The 20,356-nt window shown below is 58.8% G+C and carries 23 protein-coding genes; 11 read left to right on the top strand and 12 right to left on the bottom strand.

All coding sequences use genetic code 11. The annotated features are described in order from the left end of the window. Nucleotides 1-71: 71 nt before the first annotated feature. The 3 genes from ACX80D_RS09310 to ACX80D_RS09300 all read right to left on the bottom strand — a co-directional run bounded on the left by ACX80D_RS09310 (nt 72) and on the right by ACX80D_RS09300 (nt 2,199). The gene (locus ACX80D_RS09310; RefSeq protein ID WP_459322377.1) at nt 72-854 is read right to left on the bottom strand and encodes an anti-sigma factor; all 783 of its coding nucleotides are present in this window, start codon (nt 852-854) and stop codon (nt 72-74) included. Beyond that, nucleotides 854-1,435, bottom strand: a complete 582-nt coding sequence (gene sigK, locus ACX80D_RS09305; protein WP_459322376.1) for an ECF RNA polymerase sigma factor SigK — start codon at nt 1,433-1,435, stop codon at nt 854-856. Before sigK ends, ACX80D_RS09310 begins: the two co-directional genes overlap by 1 nt. 77 nt (nt 1,436-1,512) lie before the next feature. Further along, complete coding sequence (locus ACX80D_RS09300) at nt 1,513-2,199, bottom strand: fasciclin domain-containing protein (protein ID WP_459322375.1); 687 nt, start codon at nt 2,197-2,199, stop codon at nt 1,513-1,515. 189 nt (nt 2,200-2,388) lie between these two features. On the opposite strand from ACX80D_RS09300, the gene dapE reads away from it, so the two are divergent. Then, nucleotides 2,389-3,573 (top strand): succinyl-diaminopimelate desuccinylase, encoded by a 1,185-nt coding sequence (gene dapE / locus ACX80D_RS09295; RefSeq protein ID WP_459322374.1) that lies wholly within the window; start codon nt 2,389-2,391, stop codon nt 3,571-3,573. A 281-nt stretch (nt 3,574-3,854) separates the two neighbouring features. On the opposite strand, the gene ACX80D_RS09290 is transcribed toward dapE, so the two are convergent. The 4 genes from ACX80D_RS09290 to ACX80D_RS09275 all read right to left on the bottom strand — a co-directional run bounded on the left by ACX80D_RS09290 (nt 3,855) and on the right by ACX80D_RS09275 (nt 7,197). Then, on the bottom strand, nt 3,855-4,697 hold the full coding sequence (locus ACX80D_RS09290; protein WP_459322373.1) for an amino acid ABC transporter permease: 843 nt from the start codon (nt 4,695-4,697) through the stop codon (nt 3,855-3,857). Then, entirely contained in the window at nt 4,694-5,344 is a 651-nt protein-coding gene (locus ACX80D_RS09285; RefSeq protein ID WP_459322372.1) for an amino acid ABC transporter permease, read from the bottom strand. The genes ACX80D_RS09290 and ACX80D_RS09285 overlap by 4 nt, the downstream gene beginning before the upstream one ends. Nucleotides 5,345-5,437: 93 nt before the next feature. Then, nucleotides 5,438-6,283, bottom strand: a complete 846-nt coding sequence (locus ACX80D_RS09280; RefSeq protein WP_459322436.1) for a glutamate ABC transporter substrate-binding protein — start codon at nt 6,281-6,283, stop codon at nt 5,438-5,440. Nucleotides 6,284-6,438: 155 nt separating this feature from the next. Further along, nucleotides 6,439-7,197 carry an amino acid ABC transporter ATP-binding protein gene (locus ACX80D_RS09275; RefSeq protein ID WP_459322371.1) on the bottom strand — a complete coding sequence of 253 codons (759 nt, stop codon included), beginning with the start codon at nt 7,195-7,197 and terminating at the stop codon, nt 6,439-6,441. A gap of 190 nt (nt 7,198-7,387) precedes the next feature. Between ACX80D_RS09275 and ACX80D_RS09270 the strand changes: the two genes are divergently transcribed. The 5 genes from ACX80D_RS09270 (at nt 7,388) to ACX80D_RS09250 (ending at nt 10,927) form a co-directional block, all read left to right on the top strand. After that, a complete protein-coding gene (locus ACX80D_RS09270) occupies nt 7,388-8,110 on the top strand; it encodes an LOG family protein (RefSeq protein WP_459322435.1) in 723 nt (240 codons plus the stop codon). A 68-nt stretch (nt 8,111-8,178) separates the two neighbouring features. After that, the gene (locus ACX80D_RS09265) at nt 8,179-8,727 is read left to right on the top strand and encodes a DivIVA domain-containing protein (RefSeq protein ID WP_459322370.1); all 549 of its coding nucleotides are present in this window, start codon (nt 8,179-8,181) and stop codon (nt 8,725-8,727) included. Further along, entirely contained in the window at nt 8,714-9,313 is a 600-nt protein-coding gene (locus ACX80D_RS09260) for a DNA-3-methyladenine glycosylase I (RefSeq protein WP_459322369.1), read from the top strand. Before ACX80D_RS09265 ends, ACX80D_RS09260 begins: the two co-directional genes overlap by 14 nt. After that, a complete protein-coding gene (locus ACX80D_RS09255) occupies nt 9,306-10,607 on the top strand; it encodes a hypothetical protein (protein WP_459322368.1) in 1,302 nt (433 codons plus the stop codon). Before ACX80D_RS09260 ends, ACX80D_RS09255 begins: the two co-directional genes overlap by 8 nt. 152 nt (nt 10,608-10,759) lie before the next feature. Then, a complete protein-coding gene (locus ACX80D_RS09250; protein WP_082634113.1) occupies nt 10,760-10,927 on the top strand; it encodes a DUF3117 domain-containing protein in 168 nt (55 codons plus the stop codon). 112 nt (nt 10,928-11,039) lie between these two features. Here the strand turns inward: ACX80D_RS09250 and ACX80D_RS09245 are convergent, their stop codons facing one another. Beyond that, nucleotides 11,040-11,672, bottom strand: a complete 633-nt coding sequence (locus tag ACX80D_RS09245) for an O-methyltransferase (RefSeq protein ID WP_459322367.1) — start codon at nt 11,670-11,672, stop codon at nt 11,040-11,042. A 198-nt stretch (nt 11,673-11,870) separates the two neighbouring features. Between ACX80D_RS09245 and sigE the strand changes: the two genes are divergently transcribed. Continuing rightward, nucleotides 11,871-12,518 carry an RNA polymerase sigma factor SigE gene (sigE, locus tag ACX80D_RS09240; protein ID WP_459322366.1) on the top strand — a complete coding sequence of 216 codons (648 nt, stop codon included), beginning with the start codon at nt 11,871-11,873 and terminating at the stop codon, nt 12,516-12,518. Between the two features lie 112 nt (nt 12,519-12,630). Further along, the gene (locus tag ACX80D_RS09235) at nt 12,631-13,062 is read left to right on the top strand and encodes a Sec-independent protein translocase family protein (RefSeq protein WP_459322365.1); all 432 of its coding nucleotides are present in this window, start codon (nt 12,631-12,633) and stop codon (nt 13,060-13,062) included. A gap of 242 nt (nt 13,063-13,304) precedes the next feature. On the opposite strand, the gene ACX80D_RS09230 is transcribed toward ACX80D_RS09235, so the two are convergent. Genes ACX80D_RS09230 through ACX80D_RS09220 form a run of 3 tightly spaced genes read right to left on the bottom strand, consistent with a single transcriptional unit; the run spans nt 13,305 to nt 16,365 of the window. Continuing rightward, nucleotides 13,305-14,432, bottom strand: coding sequence for an Mrp/NBP35 family ATP-binding protein (locus ACX80D_RS09230; RefSeq protein WP_459322364.1), 1,128 nt, complete (start codon nt 14,430-14,432; stop codon nt 13,305-13,307). Between the two features lie 12 nt (nt 14,433-14,444). Beyond that, nucleotides 14,445-15,089 carry a DUF1003 domain-containing protein gene (locus tag ACX80D_RS09225; protein ID WP_459322363.1) on the bottom strand — a complete coding sequence of 215 codons (645 nt, stop codon included), beginning with the start codon at nt 15,087-15,089 and terminating at the stop codon, nt 14,445-14,447. Continuing rightward, nucleotides 15,082-16,365 (bottom strand): magnesium transporter MgtE N-terminal domain-containing protein, encoded by a 1,284-nt coding sequence (locus ACX80D_RS09220; RefSeq protein ID WP_459322362.1) that lies wholly within the window; start codon nt 16,363-16,365, stop codon nt 15,082-15,084. The genes ACX80D_RS09225 and ACX80D_RS09220 overlap by 8 nt, the downstream gene beginning before the upstream one ends. A gap of 248 nt (nt 16,366-16,613) precedes the next feature. On the opposite strand from ACX80D_RS09220, the gene ACX80D_RS09215 reads away from it, so the two are divergent. The 3 genes from ACX80D_RS09215 (at nt 16,614) to ACX80D_RS09205 (ending at nt 18,442) form a co-directional block, all read left to right on the top strand. Then, nucleotides 16,614-17,513: a general stress protein gene (locus ACX80D_RS09215; protein WP_459322361.1), complete on the top strand. Its 900-nt coding sequence runs from the start codon at nt 16,614-16,616 to the stop codon at nt 17,511-17,513. Between the two features lie 180 nt (nt 17,514-17,693). Further along, nucleotides 17,694-18,158, top strand: coding sequence for a hypothetical protein (locus tag ACX80D_RS09210; protein WP_459322360.1), 465 nt, complete (start codon nt 17,694-17,696; stop codon nt 18,156-18,158). After that, nucleotides 18,155-18,442: a transcriptional regulator gene (locus tag ACX80D_RS09205; RefSeq protein WP_459322359.1), complete on the top strand. Its 288-nt coding sequence runs from the start codon at nt 18,155-18,157 to the stop codon at nt 18,440-18,442. Before ACX80D_RS09210 ends, ACX80D_RS09205 begins: the two co-directional genes overlap by 4 nt. 155 nt (nt 18,443-18,597) lie before the next feature. Here ACX80D_RS09205 and ACX80D_RS09200 read toward each other — a convergent pair whose 3' ends face one another. After that, on the bottom strand, nt 18,598-20,172 hold the full coding sequence (locus ACX80D_RS09200) for an aminopeptidase P family protein (RefSeq protein WP_459322358.1): 1,575 nt from the start codon (nt 20,170-20,172) through the stop codon (nt 18,598-18,600). Nucleotides 20,173-20,356 lie beyond the last annotated feature (184 nt).

Raw genomic sequence — 20,356 nt, 5'->3', positions numbered from 1 at the left:
TAGCTGGTAGAAGTACATGCTGGTACTTCGGAGCCAAAAGCCCTCCGGATTGCTCCGGAGGGCCATGGAATCTAGATTTCCTGTACCAGGATCGGCGTTGTGGTTGGCTGTTCAGAGCCACCCACCGGTTCCACGGTGATGCCTATATGAGTAGCGGCACCGATATTGCCATTGAGTATTTGCATAGCAGGCTCGCGGTTGCTGTCCATCAGTCCAGCAGGTACTGCACCGCCGGCAGAGATGAACCACAGCTCGTAGATTTTTCCCTGGGGTGCTGGTGCCATCCCATTGACCATGACGGCCGCCTTATTTGCTTGGTTTGACGATGCAACAGTGACGGTAGCGCCATCATTCATCTCAGCAGTGGCAATTTTGGCATCGGGTGAGTTCATGATGGTCATGATGGTCTGTTGTTGAGCCTGGGCAGCAGCCAATTGTTGCTTTGACTCTTGATCAGAGGAATTTTGACCAATGGCCCAGCCGCCTACCCCGACCCCCGCGAAGATAGCCAGAGCTGCGGCCGCGCTCAGCGCTGGTACCCAACGGTTTCGCCGGGTACTGCTTCCGCGCTGGGGTGCGGACAAACTACGCGCTGAGGAAATATCACGGACCACTGACGTGGCAGGAAGCTGGGGAGTGTTGCGGATTGCAGCCATGACACTGTGTTTCAGAGCCGGCGGCGGCGTTTCTTCGGCGATCCCGAATGCCAAGAGCGCAGCAGTCTCGCTGAGGCTACGAACCTCTTCCAGCGTTTCAGCATCATTGAGTGCATGCCGTTCGAAGGCAGTTCGCTCTCCGCTGGAGAGTGAATTCAAAGCGTAGGAGCCGGTCAGTAGATGCAGTTGCTCTTCCATCACGCCACCCCTAACTTTTCTCTTAGCCTGATCATGCCATCACGAATTCTTGTTTTTACGGTACCTATCGGGATTTTGAGTAGCTCTGCCACTTCTTGATGGGTATACCCACCGTAGTAAGCCAAACTAATTGCTTCCCGCTGCGACTGTGTGAGTGTCTCAAGTGCTTCGCGCACCCGAGCCGCTTCCATCTGAGTTTCCACAGTGTCTGCGACGTCGTCGTAGCTTTCCTGGTACTCCTTGATTCCCTGGCGAAGATCCCTGTCGGAACTTGCCTGGCTGGCCCTGACTCTGTCGACGGCTCTGCGGTGGGCGATTACGAGAATCCAGGACATTGCTTTGCCTCGGTCAGCATCGAAGCGAGACGCTTGAGCCCATACATCCACAAAAACTTCTTGTGTGACTTCTTCGCTCTGTGCCTGATCTCGGACAATGCGTCGCACCAATCCAAACACTCGTGGAGCGACCGCATCATATAGTTCTTCGAAGGCCGCCTCGTCGCCCAAGGCGACGAGGCGGATCAAGTCCTCATGGGTCGGAGGAACCAGTGGTTCGACGGACCGGATCCAAGGTAAACGCATAGAGTCTACTTTGCCACGGTCTATACCGATGAGGACATTTCCTTCATAGGGTGTTGCAATTTGTTAGCTAGAAGTAATTACTTCTTGGCCGGCGGCATCAGAACGGTGTCGATCAGGTACACCGTTGCATTGGCGGTCTTGACGCCACCGCAGATGACCTTTGAATCGTTGACCATCAGGTCGTCACCGCTACCGGTGACCTTGACCGTGCCACCTTCAGCAGTGGTCAGATCGCCGGGGAGATCGCTGGGTGAGATCTGGCCGGGAACCACATGGTAGGTCAGGATCGAGCTCAACGTGGCGCTGTCGGTCTTGAGACCTTCAATGGTGTCAGCCGGGATCTTGGCGAAAGCGTCATCAACCGGAGCGAAGACAGTGAACTCGCCGGAGTTGAGAGTGTCAACCAAGTTGACGTCCTTGTTCAACTCTCCGGATAGTGCTGCGGTCAGGGTCTTCAGCAACGGGTTGTTCGATGCTGCGGTCGTAACCGGGTCGGCAGCCATGCCAGCAACAGAACCTGCACCACTGGGAACAGCTTCAGCGTATGCGGAACAGCCAGCGCCAACCAGTTCCGAGGCCGGGTCCATAGCAGCTGAGGAGCTGGGAGCCATGGGTGCTTCGGAGGATGCCATCGGAGCAGCTGATGTGGGATCTGCTGCAGTGTCAGCCGCGCTGCAGGAGGTCATACCCAATGCTGCTACCGCTAGGAGGCCAATTCCCATGGTGAGGCTCTTACGGGTTCCAAATTTCAAGGTGGTGTTCATGGTGATTCTCCGTAGTGTGAAAGCGGAATGATTCCGTTGTGCGTCTCCCGTGCTGCTTCTCTACAGATCAGCTGATCTGTAGAGCTGCTGCGGTGGGCTGTCAGATAGTACTTCGGAGCCACGTGAAGATCGGATTGGAAAGAAGTTAAAAAAGTTTTTTGCACGTCCTGGCGCCCGTAAAATGGTCAAATGAGCACACCTAGTTACGCCACTGATTCTTCTGATCCCACTGATCTGCGCGACTCGGCCGCGTTGGCAGAGCCGACTGAGGGCGGTGTCACCAAAGGGGAGCCAAACGTCGTCGTGCTCGATCTGGAACAAGACGTGGCGCAGTTGACGGCGGCACTGATGGATATAGACAGCGTCTCGGCGAATGAGGGCGCCATTGCTGATGCTGTTGAGTCGGCGCTGCGTGGGCTGGGGCATTTGTCCGTCACGCGTAATGGCGATTCGATTGTGGCGCGTACCGAGTTGGGGCTGGCCGAGCGGGTAATTTTGGCAGGGCATCTGGATACCGTGCCGCTGCCTACTACGCCCGGTTCGCGGGGAACGGTTCCGAGCTCGTGGGATGGCGAGGTGCTGTATGGTCGCGGCGCCACCGATATGAAGGGTGGTGTGGCCGTGCAGCTCGCGTTGGCTGCCACGTTGCGCGAGCCCACCAAGGACATCACGTTCATCTTTTACGACCACGAAGAAGTGGCTGCTTCCAAGAGTGGGCTGGGCCGGCTGGTGCGGGAGAACAGGGAACTGCTCGACGCCGATTTTGGCATCCTTCTGGAGCCCACCAATGGAACGGTGGAAGGTGGCTGCAACGGGACCATTCGCTTTGAAGCGACCACCCGCGGGCTGGCAGCGCATTCGGCCCGAGCCTGGATGGGGGAGAACGCCATCCACGCAGCGGCCCCGATTCTTGCCCGACTCGCAGCCTACGAGCCGGCCACGGTCAACGTTGACGGGCTCGACTACCGCGAATCGCTGAATGCGGTCAAGGTTCACGGCGGCACGGCCGGCAATGTCATTCCGGATCAGTGCGTGGTGGAAATCAATTACCGTTTTGCTCCGGACAAGAGCCCGGCGCAAGCCGAAGAACACGTGCGCTCGCTGCTTGCGGGCTTCGACCTGGTGTGTACCGATTCATCGGCTGGAGCGCGGCCTGGGTTGAATGCACCGGCGGCGGCCTCTTTCGTGGCAGCCGTGGGCCGCGAACCATTGCCCAAATTCGGCTGGACAGACGTTGCTCGTCTGAGTGAAATGGGCATCCCGGCAGTCAACTTTGGCCCAGGTGATGCCCTATTGGCCCACAGCGACAACGAACACGTCCATGCAGCGGCAATCCGGGAGTGCCTCGCTGCGCTGACACGCTGGTTGAGCTGATTCTCTGGCAGCCATGTTCCTCGAGTGCGCACTTCGCGTACGCTTTTCAGCGTATCGGCGGGCTAAACGTACGTGATCTGCACTTTCGAGATCTGTACGCGCGTGATCTGCACTTTCGAGGCCGGGACAAAGTCAGGGAATCCGACGCAGCGTGGGACCTGCTGGCTCCGGGCGTCAAGAAACTTGTGGGCGGTAACTGAAGCGATAAAAGAAAGCAACGGGCGGGTAGTCACCTTGAAGGGTGACTACCCGCCCGTTTACTGAGGGAGCGCTTGGTGCATTTAGCCAGCGATGCCGGCCTTTGCTTTGACCACCTTGACACGCGAGGACATTTTGAACTCGGTGAATTTGGCAATGCCGGAGAGAATCAAGCACAAACTGATGTAAATCGCAGCCGCAACCATGAGGCCTGGAACCACGGGAGAACCGTACTGGCTCTGGGACCCAAGGAAGTTGGCGTATTTGAGGATTTCGTCGTACGTGATCAAGAAGCCCAGTGCTGTGTCCTTCATGATGACTACAAGCTGGGCAATGATAACCGGCAGCATGGCGCGGATGGCCTGCGGCAACAAAATGGCACGTAAGACTTGACCGGTTGAGAGGCCGATTGCCAAGCCTGCTTCGCCCTGGCCTTTAGGCAGAGACTCAATGCCAGCGCGAAATACTTCCGCCAAGACTGAACCGTTGTAGAGGATCAAACCAACCACCACGGCGATGAAAGGCGTTATGCCCGAAACACCTACCGAGGGGAGCCCGTAGTACATGATCATCATCAGGATCAGAAGCGGCACTGCGCGGAACAGCTCGGTGAACCAGTAGCACGGCAAGCTGAGCCACTTGGTGCTGGACAAGCGGCCAAAAGCCAAAACTATACCGAGTATCAAGCTACCGACGGCGGCAACTCCGAAGGCGCTCACCGTGGCCCAAATGGCCTTCAAGAACTCCTGCTGGACCTGCGAATAAGTGAAGATCTCCCACTTCTTGGCTGTGAATTGCCCCGATTCATAGAACCTATAAATGACAAATCCCAGGATCCCCAGCACCACAACGGCGGTGAGAACGTTCAAATAGACGTTGCGTGTGCGGGCCTTCGGGCCCGGCACATCAAAAAGTACTGCACTCATCGCGCAACCCTCCACTTCTTCTCAAGGTAGCGTTGCAACGGGGTCATGATGCCTAGCACTAGCACAATGAAGATCAGGGCAACCCACAGCAGCCCCGGCAAGAGGGCCTCGCCACGTTCACTAAGATTGGCGCGGATGGCTCCGGCCTCAGCTACGGAGAAACCAGCTGCAACGGTTGTGTTCTTGAGCAAAGCGATAAAGACGCTAAAGAGCGGCGGCACCACGGAGCGGAACGCCTGCGGCAGAACAATCAGGGTCAGGGTCTGCATAAAAGGCAAGCCAATGGCGCGGGCAGCCTCGGACTGGCCCACGGAGACAGTGTTGATACCTGAACGGATGGCTTCAGAAACATAGGTGGCCGTGTAGAGCGAGAGCCCAATAATGGCGGCCACCATGAAGTCGATTTGTGGCAAGCCCAGTCTGGGATATCCCAGCGCGAAGAACGCCAAAATCAGGGTCAGGGGAGTGTTGCGCACAGCGTTGACATACAAAGTCCCCGCAGCGCGCATGGCAGGTGCGGGAGAGACACGCATACCTGCAACGATGGTTCCAAGGATGAGGGCGAAGAACGCGGAAAATACGAACAAGATCCCGGTGTTCTTGAACCCCGTGAGGAACAGATCGCTATTGTCAATAATTACATTCACAGGGCAGCGTCGCTTTCAGTGAATTAGAGAAGACGAAGTGGGTGGTGCAGCACGCGTAACTATTCATGCTGCACCACCCACTAGGGACGATTGCTACTTTTCAACAGCGGGCTGTTCAACCTTCGTACCGGACTTACCCAAGGTGGCATCGAAGATCTCGGTCCAGGTGGCGTTGCCGTCGGTAAGCGTCGTGTTCAGGAAGTCCTGCAGTGCGGTGTCGCCCAGCGGCAGACCAATGCCGTAGTTCTCGACGGTGAAGGGCTCGCCAACAACCTTCAGCTCATCAGGCTGCTGTGAAGCAAAACCGAGCAGAATGGCCTGATCGGTGGTGACGGCGTCGACGCTACCGCTGATCAAGGCATCTACGCACTTGGAGTAGACATCGAACTCGGTTGTCTTCACATCAGGGAAGTTGTCCTTGATGTTCTGGATGGGGGTGGACCCGGTGGCCGAGCAAACATTCTTGCCGGCGAGGTCCTTTTCACTGGTGATGTCCGAGTTGTCCTTGGCTACCAGAATGCCCTGACCGGTGACGAAGTACGGTCCGGCGAAGTTAACGAGCATCTTGCGCTTGTCGGTGATGGAGTAAGTACCCACATAGAGGTCCACATCGCCGTTAGCCAGTGCCGACTCGCGGTTTGCCGAGGGGATGGCCTTGAACTCAATCTTGTCAGCTGCGACGCCCAAGCTAGCCGCCATCCAGCGTGCGATCTCAATGTCGAAACCGCTGCGCTCATTAGTGACGGCGTCCAAGAAGCCCAGACCCGGCTGGTCTTCTTTCACACCGATGCGGACAGCGCCGTCGGCCTTGATCTTGTCAAAGGTAGGGCTGCCGGTCAGGGCAACATCCGTAGCTACTTCAAAGGTGAGTCCGGTAGCGCCGCCAGCGCCGTCGGACGGGGTGTCGCTAGCGGAATCGCCACCGCCACAACCGGTCATAGCCAGAGTTGCTGCAGCCACAATGGCCACTACGCTGAGGCTCTTTCGGCTAAAGAAATTTTTCAAGGGGTTTCCTTTCATAGTCGGCCGTGTGGGCCGGAGTGATGGTGACTTCAGGGGTCAAAAGTCGAGATTCATAAGAATTGAGGAAAAGGTTATCCGTTGGTGAGGATCTTGGAGAGGAAGTCCTTGGCCCGGTCAGTCTGTGGATTTGTGAAGAACTCTTCCGGATTGGCTTCCTCCACAATCTGGCCATCGGCCATGAAGATGACCCTGTCGCCAGCCTTGCGAGCGAAGCCCATTTCGTGGGTGACCACCACCATGGTCATGCCGTCCTTAGCGAGTTCGACCATGACGTCCAAGACTTCATTGATCATCTCGGGGTCCAAGGCACTGGTGGGCTCATCGAAGAGCATGACCTTTGGCTTCATTGCCAAAGCTCGGGCAATAGCTACGCGCTGCTGCTGTCCACCAGAAAGTTGAGCTGGAAATTTCGCAACCTGGTGTCCCACACCAACGCGTTCCAGCAAACTCAAGGCGAGTTTGTCGGCGTCGGGCTTGGACATGCCTTTGACCTTAATGGGGCCCAATGTGACGTTTTCCAAGATGGTCTTGTGGGCAAACAAATTGAAGGACTGGAAAACCATGCCTACGTCAGCACGCAGATGGGCCAGCTCCTTGCCTTCCTTGGGTAGTTCTTTGCCATCAATGGTGATGGAGCCAGTGTCAATAGTTTCCAGCCGGTTGATGGTACGGCACAGTGTTGATTTACCGGACCCGGACGGACCAATGACAACCAGAACTTCACCCTTGGTAACTTGCAAGTTAATGTTCTGAAGCACATGGAGCGGGCCGTAATGTTTGTTGACGGCCTTGAGTTCCACGAGCGCAGGAGCATGTACGGGATTTGTCATGCATTTAACTTATCCATATTCTGGACGGCAGTGCACAGAATCACCTCTATCGGTGTGGATCGTAACGCTAACGAGATAATGTGAGGCAGACCACCAGCCCTTTTTGCGTATTCGTTTCACGTAACCTAGGGGCATGAGCGCACCCACAGGATCGAACCGACCCATCCGTCCCGAACTACGACGATTCGGGATGTGGCGCAAAAATGGCTCCCGCACGGAGACCGCTGACGCGAGACTATTGGAATCTCCGCGCAGTTCTGACTTCACGCACACTGATCCGTGGCGGGTCATGCGCATCCAAAGTGAGTTTGTTCAAGGCTTTGATGCGTTAGCCGAGATTGGACCGGCCATCAGCGTGTTTGGTTCGGCTCGCACCAAGCCGGACTCCCCGTACTACACCACCGGTGTGGAAGTTGGCAGGCTGCTAGTGGAAGCTGGCGTAGCTGTCATCACTGGCGGCGGCCCAGGGTCCATGGAGGCTGCCAACCGTGGCGCAACTGAAGCTGGCGGGCTCTCCATCGGCTTGGGCATTGAGCTCCCCTTCGAGCAGGGCATGAACGAATGGGTGGGGCTCGGCGTTGACTTCCGCTACTTCTTCGCCCGCAAGACCATGTTTGTCAAATACGCTCAGGGCTTTGTGGTGTTGCCCGGCGGCTTGGGTACCCTAGATGAACTCTTTGAGGCCATGGTTTTGGTCCAGACCAGCAAGGTCAGCCAATTCCCCATAGTGCTGGTGGGGACGGCGTTCTGGGCCCCTCTCATGGACTGGGTTCGGGATGTCATGGTGGAACAGGGCTTGGTGTCAGTGGGGGACCTGGACATTGTGCAGCTTGTTGATACCGCAGAAGAGGCTGTGCAACTTGTCATGGAAGGTAAAGCCGGCTCTAAGGTGTCAGCTGGCGGGCGCAGCTAGGCCTAACCGCTAGGCCTCCTCGGGTACATGAACCTTCTTTCGTGTCGCTAATCTGGCACCATGGTCTAGTGACTTACTTCCTTATCTTTCTTGCCGTGATGGTGGCCGCTGCAGGCGCGATGTATGTGGTGGGATTGAACAAGCCCCAGGCCAGCCCCGACGTATACGAGGACGTTCTTGGCGCACCGGTCGCTAATTTGCCACCGGTGCTGCTGCCGAGAACTCCCGAGCCGGGCGACGTGGACAAACTGAGCTTCTCGCTGGGACTGCGCGGCTACCGCATGGATCAGGTGGATGAAGTACTGGACCGTTTGCGGGACGAGTTGGCGGCCAAGAACGTGCGAATCGCCGCGCTGGAGTCCGGCAACGCCGCCGTCTCCGCTGGGAGCAAACCCGCCGAAAACGCCTCGCATGGGTTGGAACCCGCGGCGGATGCGGCCACTGGAGCAGACACGTACGACGCCGGTGCAACACCTTTGGCGACAACGCCCGCCAGCGCCGGACTTGCGGCAGGAGACGCCCACGTTCGCGGCCAGGCCGCTGGGACCGGCTCCAGTTCTGGCTCTAGTTCTGGTTCTGGCTTGGGGTCCGGGGATGGTATTGATGGCGAGCAGTGACGGCAAGGTCCGCTGTGCTTGGGGCGGCATGGAAGGCGACGAGCAATACCAGCGCTACCACGACACCGAATGGGGCCGGGCGGTTTCCGGTGATCCGGAGTCCGTGGAGCGCGAACTCTTCGAACGGTTGAGTCTAGAGGCGTTCCAGTCGGGCCTGAGCTGGCTGACGATCCTGCGCAAACGTGAAGCTTTCAGGGACGCCTTCAACAACTTTGATCCAGTTGCTGTGGCAGCGTTCGACGAAACCGATTTTGCCCGACTCATGAACGATTCCGGCATCGTACGCAACCGGCTCAAAATTAGAGCCACCATGGGCAACGCGAAGGCCCTGCTGTCCCTGCCCGAAGGCACCACCTTGGCTTCCTTGTTGTCCGACCATGCTCCGCAAACCCCGCGGCTTCCAGAGGAACCCGTTGCCTCCCATACTCCGGAATCTGCGCAACTAGCCAAGACACTGAAGAAACTCGGCTTCTCTTTTGTCGGGCCAACTACGGCGTACGCCATGATGCAGGCGGTAGGCGTGGTCAACGATCATCAGCCCGGCTGCTGGCTTGCCGCTGGCGCGAATGATCAACTCCGTGGCTGAACAACCCGCGAACAAGCGCGCCACGAGCGATCGCCGGGTGAGTGATCTGGAATCACCCGCGGCTACTCACGCGGCAACCACCCCCACCATCAACGAGGAAATCTACGCCATCCTGCGCCGTGGGCTCTCGCCGCTGCAACGAGCGCCTTGGTGGCTCCAAGTCAGCTTCCTCTACGCCGCGACGCGCTTGTTCTCCTTCGCGGTCTTTCTGGGGGCGGCCTGGCATGCTGAAGAGTCGCCTTGGGGTGGGCGCCAGCCCGACTATCTGACGTTCATCAACCGGTGGGATGCTGGCTGGTACGAGCAGGTTTTCGACGGCGGGTACCCCACCACCATTCCCCGCCACGACAACGGCGCGGCCTACCCTAACCAATGGGCGTTCTTTCCTCTCTTTCCGGTTCTGGCACGCGGCTTCAGCGCCGTCACGGGAATGGAATGGGCGGCCTCGGGTGCCATTGTTGCAACAGCGGGCGGACTGGCTGCCGCGCTCATGGTCTATGTGTTGTTCAGGAATTTTGCTGTACCGGGAACCGCCCTGTGGGGTGTTGCCTTTTTTGCCAGCTTCCCCGTTTCCCCGGTCTTGCAGGTTCCCTACGCAGAGTCTCTGGGCATATTCTTCCTAGCGGCGGCCCTGCATCTACTTCTCAAACGAAACTACCTTGCCGCGGTGCCGCTGGTGATTCTGCTGTGTCTGTCTAGGCCAACAGGTGTCCCCTTTGTCGCCGTCGTCGCTCTGCATCTGGTGCTGCGCTGGTGGCACCGAAAGGAAGACTCGTTCCGGGGCTCTGAGATACTGCGGGGCGGGGCGCTGCTGCTGGTCAGCACGGTGATGGCCTTCGCATGGATGCTCATCGCTTGGTGGGTGACGGGAGAGCGTACCGCCTACACGGACACGGAGACGGCCTGGCGGGGCACCGAACTGGTGCTATTCAAACCATGGTTCGACGCCGGCGTCGACCTAGTGGGTCCGCTGTGGGGGCCGCTGCTTCCGATCATTTTCGTGGGACTCGTCCTCCTGTACCTCAATTCCAGGCCCGTGCGCCGGCTGGGCATGGAGGTACAGGTTTGGTGCGGCATGTACCTGCTCTATCTCATGGCGGTATTGCATCCGCAGTCGAGCACGTTCCGGATGCTCTTGCCCTTGTTTCCGCTGGCCCTCGCCGCGGCATTCATTTCCACTTCAAGGGCCTACCGCGCGAGCGTGCTGGTGATGTTTAGTGTGCTGCAAATTGTTTGGGTGGTCTGGCTCTGGCAACTCACAGCCATCAGCACCGGACAGGCCTGGCCGCCGTAAAGATTGCACAGGCATTTGTCAATGGGTGTCTGTGGCGATTAGCACCCGGGCGCTCACATACGGAATAATGGATTGTGAGCGATACAACATCAACGCGTGACACGGGAAATCCCTGTCGACGCGGGTTTGTACTATGAAAAGGGGAACTCCTGATGGCGGCCATGAAACCTAGAACCGGAGACGGTCCAATGGAAGTGACTAAAGAAGGTCGGAGCTTGATCTTGCGCCTGCCATTAGAAGGCGGCGGACGTCTCGTCGTAGAGATGAATGCAGACGAGGCAGTTAGCCTCAAGGAATGCCTTGCAGGCGTGACCGAGTAACTTCTCGAAAAACACTAAGTTTCAAACAGGCGGGGCAGCGAAAGCTGCCCCGCCTGTTTGTGTAAAAGCTTGTTAGCGCTTGTTAGCGCTTGTTAGCGCTTGTTAGCGCTTGTTAGCGCTTAACGGCCAGCAACAGCCCGTCGCCGGTGGGCAGCATCGCGGAAATCAGAGAATCATGTTCGCGGATCAGCTTGCCGACTTGGCGCAACACCACGGTGCTGGTTTCGCGGATGGCCGGGTCAGAGACGCGGTCCTTATCTAGGGCATCGTTGATGATGAGCAGCCCGCCGATCTTTAGAAGTCTGATGGCCTGCTGGACATATTCGGGGAAGCTGGGCTTGTCGGCGTCAATGAACACCAGATCGTAGGCGGCATCGGTGAGGCGAGGGAGCACGTCCTGTCCGCGGCCGGAAATGGTCCGGGTGCGATTAGCCGGAGAACCGGACTCAACAAAAGCTTCACGGGCGGCCTTGAGATGGTCCACATCGGGATCGATCGTGGTCAGTACGGCTTTAGGTCCCAGACCGCGCAGTAGCGCCACACCAGAAACACCTGCGCCAGTGCCGATTTCAACAGCTGTCTGTGCCTTGGAGGTTGCCGCCAAGACGGTCAGCGCAGCTGCCACGCCGGGGCTCACTGGGAACAAGCCCAGCTCGTGCGAACGTTCGCGGGCGCGTCGCAGAACAACATCTTCCACGGGAAGGCCCTCTGTGTAGGACCAGCTGGTGGATTTATCGGCGCTCATGGGTGGTGTTTCCTAAACTGTTGCAGTGACTGGTGTATAGCCTACTGCCTGCGCCCCCTGTACATCGGGTTCCATCAGCGTCATCGTTCAGCAAAATGTCAGCTTTGTTTGGCAGACTGTTGAGACTAAAAGGAAACCTTCCTTTGCGCCGTTCCCTTGATCAGGGAAGCGATCCAGCCATTGCAGTGAGGTGCAGCGATGAGTTCAGCCACTACCCCGGAAGCCCGTCCTGCAGAAGTAGCCCCGGCCCAGCTTGCCGCCACCGCTGACTGGGTGACGCCGTCGTGGGATGAAGTGGTAGCTAACCACTCCGCTAAGGTCTTCCGGCTCGCCTACCGTCTGACAGGGAACAAGTTCGACGCCGAGGACCTCACCCAAGAGGTCTTTGTCCGCGTGTTCAAGTCACTGGCCAACTTCAAGCCCGGCACCTTCGATGGGTGGCTGCACCGCATCACCACTAACTTGTTCCTGGATACGGCCCGCCGGAGGCAGCGCATCCGCTTCGATGCCCTCTCCGAAGACGCCACAGCACGCCTGGCTGGCAACGATCCCGGACCTGAGCGCGCCTATGAGTTCAACAACCTGGACTTGGATATTGCCGCTGCATTGGAGGCGCTACCGCCTGACTTCCGTGCCGCCGTCGTCCTGTGTGACATGGAAGGGTTGTCCTACGACGAGGTGGCCCATGCACTAGGCATCAAGCTCGGAACAGTGCGTTCGCGTATCCATCGAGGCCGTGCCATGCTGCGCGAATCCCTCGCGGACCGGGCACCGCGTCAGCCTGAGCCACTCCGCCCAGCGCGTAAGCCGCTGCTCTCGCTGCCACGGATAGCTGGCGCACGCTAGACTCTTTTTGAGATAGCAATGTGCTGTCGAACACACATCAGAAGTGCGTAAAATTTCAAGCGTGAGCGCTAGGAATCGTTGCTTTTAGTCCTGAGAGGGTAATCTTCCTAACGTGTTTGGTATCAATACCCCTGAGCTCCTCCTGATACTGCTGTTGGCAGTATTGGTGATTGGACCTACCCGGCTTCCCGGTTATGTGGAAAAGCTGAAGAACCTCATCCGTGAGGTGCGCAAGATGGCCTCTGGCGCGCGCGAAACCATTAAGGAAGAAGCTGGGGTTGATATCGATGATATTGACTGGAAGAAGCTTGATCCCCGCCAGTACGATCCTCGCCGCATCATTCGTGAAGCGCTGATTGACGACGACGAACTAGAGTCCCTCAAATCCCTCAAGACTGCGCCCGGTGCGGCCATCGCCAGCATGCTGGGCAAAGAGTCAAAGGAAGTTTCTGAGGCGCAGACTCCCGCTGTTCTTCCGTCAGCACCGGTGATCGAACGTCTCGCCGAAGGCCAGCTGGCCCCGTTCGACCTCGAAGCAACCTAGCCGAGGTTCCCAAGGCTGGGCTGGGTACGTGCGTCCCGCCCCTTTTATATGACGCTACGGCGCCACGGCTTTACGCCTTTATGACTTCACAACGCTATCGCAGCAATGGTCAGTTTTTTCAGATCGCTATCCCACCAAGCTGCGATAGCGTTTGAGTTTTTGGCACCATTGCTGCGATAGCGTTCGTCTTTGTCTTTTGGCCTTCGCCTTGCGTGCTTTTTGGCGGCCTTTTGGCGGCCTTTTTAGCGGGGGGTGACGCCTAGCTTCAGTCCGGCCAGGCCGCGCGGGCGCACGGCCAGCTTGTCGGCGATACCCAGCAAAGCTTGTGCCGCAGCCGACTGCGGATCTGAGAGCACAATGGGCAGCCCAGCATCTCCGCCCTCACGCAACGCCACGTCCAGCGGTATTTGGCCGAGCAGTTCAACAGTGGAGTTCACAGTTTGGCTCAACCGTCTGGCGAGGATTTCTCCGCCACCGGAACCAAACAATTCCATGGTGCTCCCGTCAGGCAGCGTCAGAAATGACATGTTCTCGATGACGCCAGCAACCTTCTGTCCGGTCTGCACCGCAATAGCTCCGGCACGTTCGGCCACATCGGCAGCGGCCGCTTGCGGGGTAGTGACCACCAAGATTTCAGCCTTGGGCAGTAACTGAGCTACCGAAATTGCAATATCACCGGTGCCAGGCGGCAGATCCAGCAGCAGGATATCCAGATCGCCGAAGTAAACATCGCCCAAGAATTGTTCCAGAGCCCGGTGCAGCATGGGGCCACGCCAGGCCACCGGCTGGTTGCCGGCCACAAACATGCCAATCGAAATGACTTTGACGTCATGCGCCACCGGCGGCAGGATCATCTCGTCAACCCGGGTGGGCGCCTGTGTAATGCCCATCAAACCTGGGACGGAAAAACCATAAATGTCGGCATCCACAATGCCTACACGCAGCCCTTTGGCCGCCAAAGCGCACGCCAGATTGACGGTGACGGAGGATTTTCCCACCCCGCCCTTGCCGCTCGCCACCGCATAGACCCGGGTCAGAGAGTTCTCGTCGTTGAACGGGATGCCACGCTCGGCGGAGCTGCCTTTGAGCCGTTCCTTCAACTCTGCCCGTTGCTCAGCCGTCATGACGGTGAGCTCCACGCCCACCTCCGTGACACCGGCGAGCTTGGCTAGGGCCGCGTTGACATCACGGGTGATGGTTTCGCGCAGCGGGCAGCCAGCAATGGTGAGGCGGATGAGTGCGTGGACCCGTCCGTCGTCAAACGCCTCTACCGAGGCGACCATCCCCAACTCGGTGATGGGGCGGCGCAGCTCCGGGTCAATGACAGTGGCTAGCGCGGCGATGAGCGCGGATTCGGACGGGGCGATCATGGGATGCGGGCCTTAGGATTCGGTGGAGCGTTTGGCTGTGGCGCCCTTGGAGGATTTTTTAGGCGCCACAGTCTTCATCGTGCTGGTGGCGGGCCGGCGTTTTGAGGAGCTCAGCTCCTTCGGGCCATCGGCGCCCTCCGGCAGCTCGCCGTCGGAGGTTTCATCGTCTTGAAGGGCGATGAGTTCCTCGAGCAGGCTGCGCAATTCCGAGCGCACAAAATCACGGGTGGCAACTTCTCGTAGCGAAATGCGCAAGGCGGCCACTTCACGCGTCAGGTACTCGGTATCGGCCAGATTGCGCTCGTTGCGGGAGCGATCCTGCTCAATTTGGACCCGGTCTCTATCATCCTGACGGTTCTGGGCCAGCAGAATCAGCGGGGCAGCGTAGGAGGCCTGAGTGGAGAAAAACAGGTTCAACAAGATGAACGGGTAGGGATCCCACTTGAGCCCAAAGAGGCCAATGACGTTGAGGGCGATCCAGACGATCACAAAAACTGTCATGTAGAGGAGGAAGTTGGCGGTTCCCATGTAGCGAGCGAACCGTTCAGCGAAACGGCCAAAGAGGTCCGGATCGCCGGCCAAGTTGGGAAGGAGCCGAGACTTCAGCTCCATGGGTGTGTCGAGACCGCCGTCCTTGGCGTGGTGCCGCTCAGCCAATGCGTCCTCCTAATTTTCTGATGGGTGCGCCGTCCTCATGGGTGCGCCAATCCTCGGGCAAAAGATGATCCAACAAGTCATCAACCGTGACGGCGCCAACCAGGCGGCCCTCCTTGTTGACCACAGGAAGTGAGTTCAGGTTATAGGAAGCCATGGTGTGGCTGACCACGGAGATGTCGTCTTGGTCGGACACCGGCTCCAAATTCTTATCCACAATGGTGCCTAGTTGTTCCGGCGGTGCGCTGCGCAACAGCTGCTGGATATGCACGACGCCGAGGAAGCGGCCGGTGGGTGTTTCTAGAGGTGGTCGGCAAATGAAAATTGAGGAGGCTAATGCGGGAGAGAGATCCTCGCTGCGGACGTGGGCTAGGGCCTCGGCAACCGTAGCTTCCGGTGGCAGGATGACCGGAACCGGAGTCATCAGGGCTCCAGCGGTTCCTTCCTCGTACTGAAGGAGGCGGCGGACATCTTTGGCTTCATCCGGCTCCATGAGTAGCAGTAGCTCCTCGGCCTTGGCTTGGGGGAGATCGGCCAGGAGGTCAGCGGCGTCGTCGGGGTCCATCTCTTCGAGGACATCGGCTGCACGCTCGTTATCCAGCGCCGAGAGCAAGGTGACCTGATCATCTTCCGGGAGCTCGGACATGATGTCAGCTAGGCGCTCATCTTGGAGTTCGCTGGCAACCTCCACACGGCGTTTATCGCTCATCTCCTGAAGGGCGTCGGCAAAGTCGGCGGGCTTCAGGTCCTCGTGGGTGGCCACGAAGACGGAGGCGCTTTGCGGGGCCGCAACGTCTTCGGCACGGGCCTCGGACCAATCGATGAGCATGGTGTGGCCACGGCGCAGCCCCCGCAGGCGTGAGGTGGAGGAACCACGGCGAACAAATAGCTTCGTCACGAGCCAATCTCCGTGACGCTGCTTGTCCATGGCAATATCTTCAATAACGGCGAAGCCGCTGCCGTCGACCAAAGTGACCTTGCGGTCAAAGATGCCACCCAGCACCAGCTGTTCGGCGCCGCGTTGTTCAAAGCGGCGAAGATTGACCAGCCCGGTGCAAATGATTTGTGACTGGTCCATGGACGTCAGGCGGGTCATGGGCACGAAGACCCGCTTCTTACCGGGGACTTCCACCACAATGCCCACAGCGTGGGGTGCAGTCTGTGGGCCGCGCCCCAACACCACCACATCTCGCAGCTTGCCGAGCCTATCGCCCAGAGGGTCGAAGACGTCAAGGCCCAGGAGGCGGGCCACAAAGATGCGCGTTGGTTGAGTGCTCACGTATATAGGCTACTTGGCCCGCCGGACATTGACGCAACGTTGTAATGAACGTTATGCGGGGCGTTGCCAAACTTTGCCTGACTTTACTGAACTTCTCTAGCTGCCCATAGCAGCGCGGGCCATTGCTGGGAATGATGGGCGGATGGCAAGCCGCTACACAGTGCTTGAATGGGTACTATTAGGGGCCGCTCATTTCACTGCCAGCGATACTCCAGCCAATGTGCAGGAACATGCGAGAGAATGAGGATATGGCAAACCTCTTTGGACGCACCCGACCCTTGGATGAGGCCCGCACTGTTCCCGCTGGGGAAACAATCGGCTCTTATACTTCCTACTTGGATGCACAGAAGGCGGTTGATTACCTGGCGGATGAGAAGTTCCCTGTCCGGCACGTTTCCATTGTGGGTAATGACTTGAAGATGGTGGAGCGGGTCACCGGCAAGCTTAGCTACCCGCGAGTGGCGCTGACGGGTGCCATGACAGGTGCATGGTTTGGCCTATTCATCGGCGTAATGCTCAGCTTTTTCGACTCCGCAACCAACGCCGGAGCGCCCTACATCAATGTCATAACCGCCGTTTTCTTAGGTGCGGCGCTTTGGATGTTGTTCGCCATCATTGGCTACGCAGCCCAGCGTGGCAAGCGTGATTTCACCTCTACGAACCAAGTATTGGCTTCGAGCTACGACGTCATCGTCACCCCTGACGTTGCTATGGAAGCACGCCGCCTCCTAGCGCAGCTGCCCATGAATTCCAATGCTGTGCGTCCACAGAGTCACCAAGGACAGAGTCACCAAGGTCAGGGCTCGCAGGGATACCGCCCACCGGTTCAGCCGCCCGCTGCCGGGCCAGCGCCGACCCGCCCCGAAGGTTGGCACGATCCCTACGCCCCCGCTGACCCGCCCGCGGCCGGAAACGAGCCCTCGATTCATGAGCCAACGGGGAATGACCGCCCGGGACAGGCTCCCTTGGACGGTCCGAGCCGCGGTCAGTTCCCTGATCTGCCAGATGGTCGGCCACAGTACGGTATCCGTGTGGAGTCGCCGCAGCCGGCCCCTGCATCCCCTCCGGCCCCGGACCCGGCACCGGTCACTCCGGATGCACCGGCAGCTCCGGCCAACCCGCCTCATGGAGCTGACCCGGAGCGGTAAATCTCCGCAGTCGCTGGATGAAAATGACGCCGGTCCCCTTCCAGGACCCCGAACTCCAGTTGCCATAAAGCGGGACCGGCGTCATTTTTGCGGTGTGGGCCCGGAAGCCCCGGAGGCAACGAAAAGCGATGCCGCACTAATCCTTGACTTTCTATGATGGAAAGTGATTAGCTTTCCGTTATGGAAAGTAATTCAGCGCCAAACGCACATGAAGCCCAGGCCGCATTGAATGCGATTGAAGGGGCCAGATCCAGTGCCGCCGATCGGCTCGTCACCCCATGGTGGTACCACCCGATCCTTGGGCTGCTTGCCGCCGGGTTTGTGGTTGCTTACACCATCGGGGGCATCTGGGTTTCAGTAATTGCGGGTCTCGTGTTTTTCTTGGGCATCGGCATCTTGATGGGGAGCTACAAGAAGAAGACTGGGATGTGGATCAACGGACTGACGGCGGGCAAGGCCAGCAGATGGACCATTCCGCTAGCCGTGACCATGATTGCCGGCATGGGCGGTGCTTACTATCTGCACGCGGTACACGGGCTCAACTGGCCAGCCTGGATAGCAGGGGGTCTCATCTTTATTGCAGTCAACCTCTTTGGTCGACGGTTTGATGTGGCCTTGCGTGCCCAATTGCGGGAGAACCTATGAGCCCAGCACTCAACGAGGTCATCCATGCCAGTAACCGCCTGCAGATCTGCGCCTTTCTCAGCGGTGTCACGCAAGCTGAATTTGGCGCTGTCCGGGACATGCTTGGTGTTGCCGATTCCGTGACCAGCAAACATTTGAAAGTTCTGGAGGAAGCCGGCTACGTGATGCTGACCAAACCGACAGGTAAGGGTCGGGTTAAGACGTGGGCTGCGCTGACGTCAGCAGGTAGACGGGCGTACGCCGAGCACGTAGCCGCGCTGAAAGCTCTGATCGCTGGCGCCTGATGCTGAGGCTACGAATGAAAATGACGCTGATCCCGCTTTATGACACCGAAATTGCGGTGTCATAAAGCGGGATCAGCGTCATTTCTGCCAGTCGGCATTCAAGTCGGCACTTAACTCGGCACTTAACTTGGCCTTAGACGCAGCTCTGGAATCCCCTAGCTGGACAGGCGAGCCATCCAGGCCTCAACGGCGTCGGCCTCGCGGGGGAGCGCTGCGCTCAAGTTGACGGGACCATTGGCGGTGATGAGGATATCGTCCTCGATGCGCACGCCGTTGCCGCGGAACTCAGCCGGAATGGCCAGGTCCTCGTCCTTGAAGTACAAGCCGGGCTCAATGGTGAAGACCATGCCCTCGGTGATGATGCCATCCAAGTACAGCTCGGCGCGAGCCTGAGCGCAATCGTGCACGTCCATGCCCAGGTGGTGGCTGGTGCCGTGTGGCATCCAGCGGCGGTGCTGCTGACCATCAATGGACAAAGCGACCTCTGGCGTTACGGGCAACAGGCCCCAGGCTGCGAGGCGGTCTGCCAGAACTTCCATGGCAGCCGTGTGGACATCGCGGAACTTGCGTCCCGGAACGGCCACGGCGAAGGCAGCGTCTGCTGCATCCAGAACGGCCTGGTAGATCTTGCGCTGGACATCGGAGAACTTGCCGTTGACCGGCAGCGTGCGGGTGATGTCTGCGGTGTAAAGCGAATCGGCTTCAACGCCGGCGTCCACGAGCAACAGCTGGCCCTCATTGACGGTGCCGGTGTTGCGGTTCCAGTGCAGCACTGTGGCGTTGTTGCCGGCCGCGGCAATGGTGTCGTAGCCCAGCTCGTTGCCTTCTTCACGGGCACGGGCAAAGAAAGCGCCTTCGACAACGCGTTCACCGCGCTGGTGGGCAACGGCGCGCGGCAAGGCGCGGACAATGTCTTCAAAACCGTTGATGGTTGCTGCGACAGCAATCTTCATCTGGTCGATTTCCCAGGCATCCTTGATTAGGCGCAGCTCCGAGAGGGCCTCGGCCAGCTTGGCGTCCAGGTCATCGAGGGCACTAAAGTCCATAGCATCAGGGTTCGCTGCCGTGTTGTAACGGGCAGTGTCCACAAGAGCGTCAATGTTCTCGTCAACCTTGCGCACCAATCGGATGGAGGTGCCGCCCACGGAGGTCTCGCCAACGTTTTTGGTGACTGCGACTTCAAGATCTGTAACGTCTGCGGTGGGCAGGCCCAGCTGGGACGCGAACTCGGGCAGGGTGGGGCGGCGACCAATCCAGAACTCGCCGCTGCGGGAATCTGCGTAGAACGCCTTGGTGTCCCGGCCCGCCATGGGACGGAAGTACAGGGTGGCGAGGTGATTGCCGCCGTCGTCCCCTTCACCTTCGGCAACCGGATCCAGCACCAGTACGGCGTCGGGTTCATGATCCACGCCCAGGCCCGTCAGGTGCGCGAAGGCAGAGTGCGGGCGGAAGCGGTAATCGCAGTCATTGGAGCGAACCTTCAGCGGCCCGGCCGGAATCACCAAGCGTTCGCCCGGGAACTGTGCGGAAATGGCACGACGGCGGCGCGCAGCATGGTCTGCCACCTCGTCACGGGCCGGCAGTTCCGCCGAGGTGGGGGCCCAATTGGAGGCCATGAATGTGCGGAAAGCGTCCGAATCGGGGCGATGAGAACGGTTGTTCACACGCTCCTCAAGGGGCAGTTCGTTGGTGTGGTCGGGGTTCGCGGAGGTTTGCTCAGTCTGATTCACCCCTTAAGTCTCCCACCGCTTGCGCAAAGGGACAAAGGCGCCAACAAGGTACCTCTGTCATGCGTGCAGTGCCTAAGGGCCTCATGCCAGGTCCCGTCGGAGCCCTCGGGTCGCTGCGTAACTCGTGCGCCGCCCGTGCGGGCAGCGTTCGGCGCGGCAACCCGGGGCGCAGGAAGCGACGTAC

It is taken from the genome of Arthrobacter sp. Sr24 (genome assembly GCF_054511175.1).
Note: the sequence above shows the minus strand (reverse complement) of the source record. Positions and strands in the feature narration are given on the sequence as shown.

Bases quoted from the DNA above. Each gene is read 5' to 3' on its own strand.
- sigK (WP_459322376.1), bottom strand. From the start codon at position 1,435: ATGCGTTTACCTTGGATCCGGTCCGTCGAACCACTGGTTCCTCCGACC.
- ACX80D_RS09270 (WP_459322435.1), top strand. From the start codon at position 7,388: ATGTGGCGCAAAAATGGCTCCCGCACGGAGACCGCTGACGCGAGACTA.
- sigE (WP_459322366.1), top strand. From the start codon at position 11,871: ATGAGTTCAGCCACTACCCCGGAAGCCCGTCCTGCAGAAGTAGCCCCG.
- ACX80D_RS09300 (WP_459322375.1), bottom strand. From the start codon at position 2,199: ATGAACACCACCTTGAAATTTGGAACCCGTAAGAGCCTCACCATGGGA.
- ACX80D_RS09205 (WP_459322359.1), top strand. From the start codon at position 18,155: ATGAGCCCAGCACTCAACGAGGTCATCCATGCCAGTAACCGCCTGCAG.
- ACX80D_RS09250 (WP_082634113.1), top strand. From the start codon at position 10,760: ATGGCGGCCATGAAACCTAGAACCGGAGACGGTCCAATGGAAGTGACT.
- ACX80D_RS09210 (WP_459322360.1), top strand. From the start codon at position 17,694: ATGGAAAGTAATTCAGCGCCAAACGCACATGAAGCCCAGGCCGCATTG.
- dapE (WP_459322374.1), top strand. From the start codon at position 2,389: ATGAGCACACCTAGTTACGCCACTGATTCTTCTGATCCCACTGATCTG.
- ACX80D_RS09280 (WP_459322436.1), bottom strand. From the start codon at position 6,283: ATGACCGGTTGTGGCGGTGGCGATTCCGCTAGCGACACCCCGTCCGAC.
- ACX80D_RS09275 (WP_459322371.1), bottom strand. From the start codon at position 7,197: ATGACAAATCCCGTACATGCTCCTGCGCTCGTGGAACTCAAGGCCGTC.
- ACX80D_RS09260 (WP_459322369.1), top strand. From the start codon at position 8,714: ATGGCGAGCAGTGACGGCAAGGTCCGCTGTGCTTGGGGCGGCATGGAA.
- ACX80D_RS09290 (WP_459322373.1), bottom strand. From the start codon at position 4,697: ATGAGTGCAGTACTTTTTGATGTGCCGGGCCCGAAGGCCCGCACACGC.
- ACX80D_RS09245 (WP_459322367.1), bottom strand. From the start codon at position 11,672: ATGAGCGCCGATAAATCCACCAGCTGGTCCTACACAGAGGGCCTTCCC.
- ACX80D_RS09310 (WP_459322377.1), bottom strand. From the start codon at position 854: ATGGAAGAGCAACTGCATCTACTGACCGGCTCCTACGCTTTGAATTCA.
- ACX80D_RS09230 (WP_459322364.1), bottom strand. From the start codon at position 14,432: ATGATCGCCCCGTCCGAATCCGCGCTCATCGCCGCGCTAGCCACTGTC.
- ACX80D_RS09215 (WP_459322361.1), top strand. From the start codon at position 16,614: ATGGCAAACCTCTTTGGACGCACCCGACCCTTGGATGAGGCCCGCACT.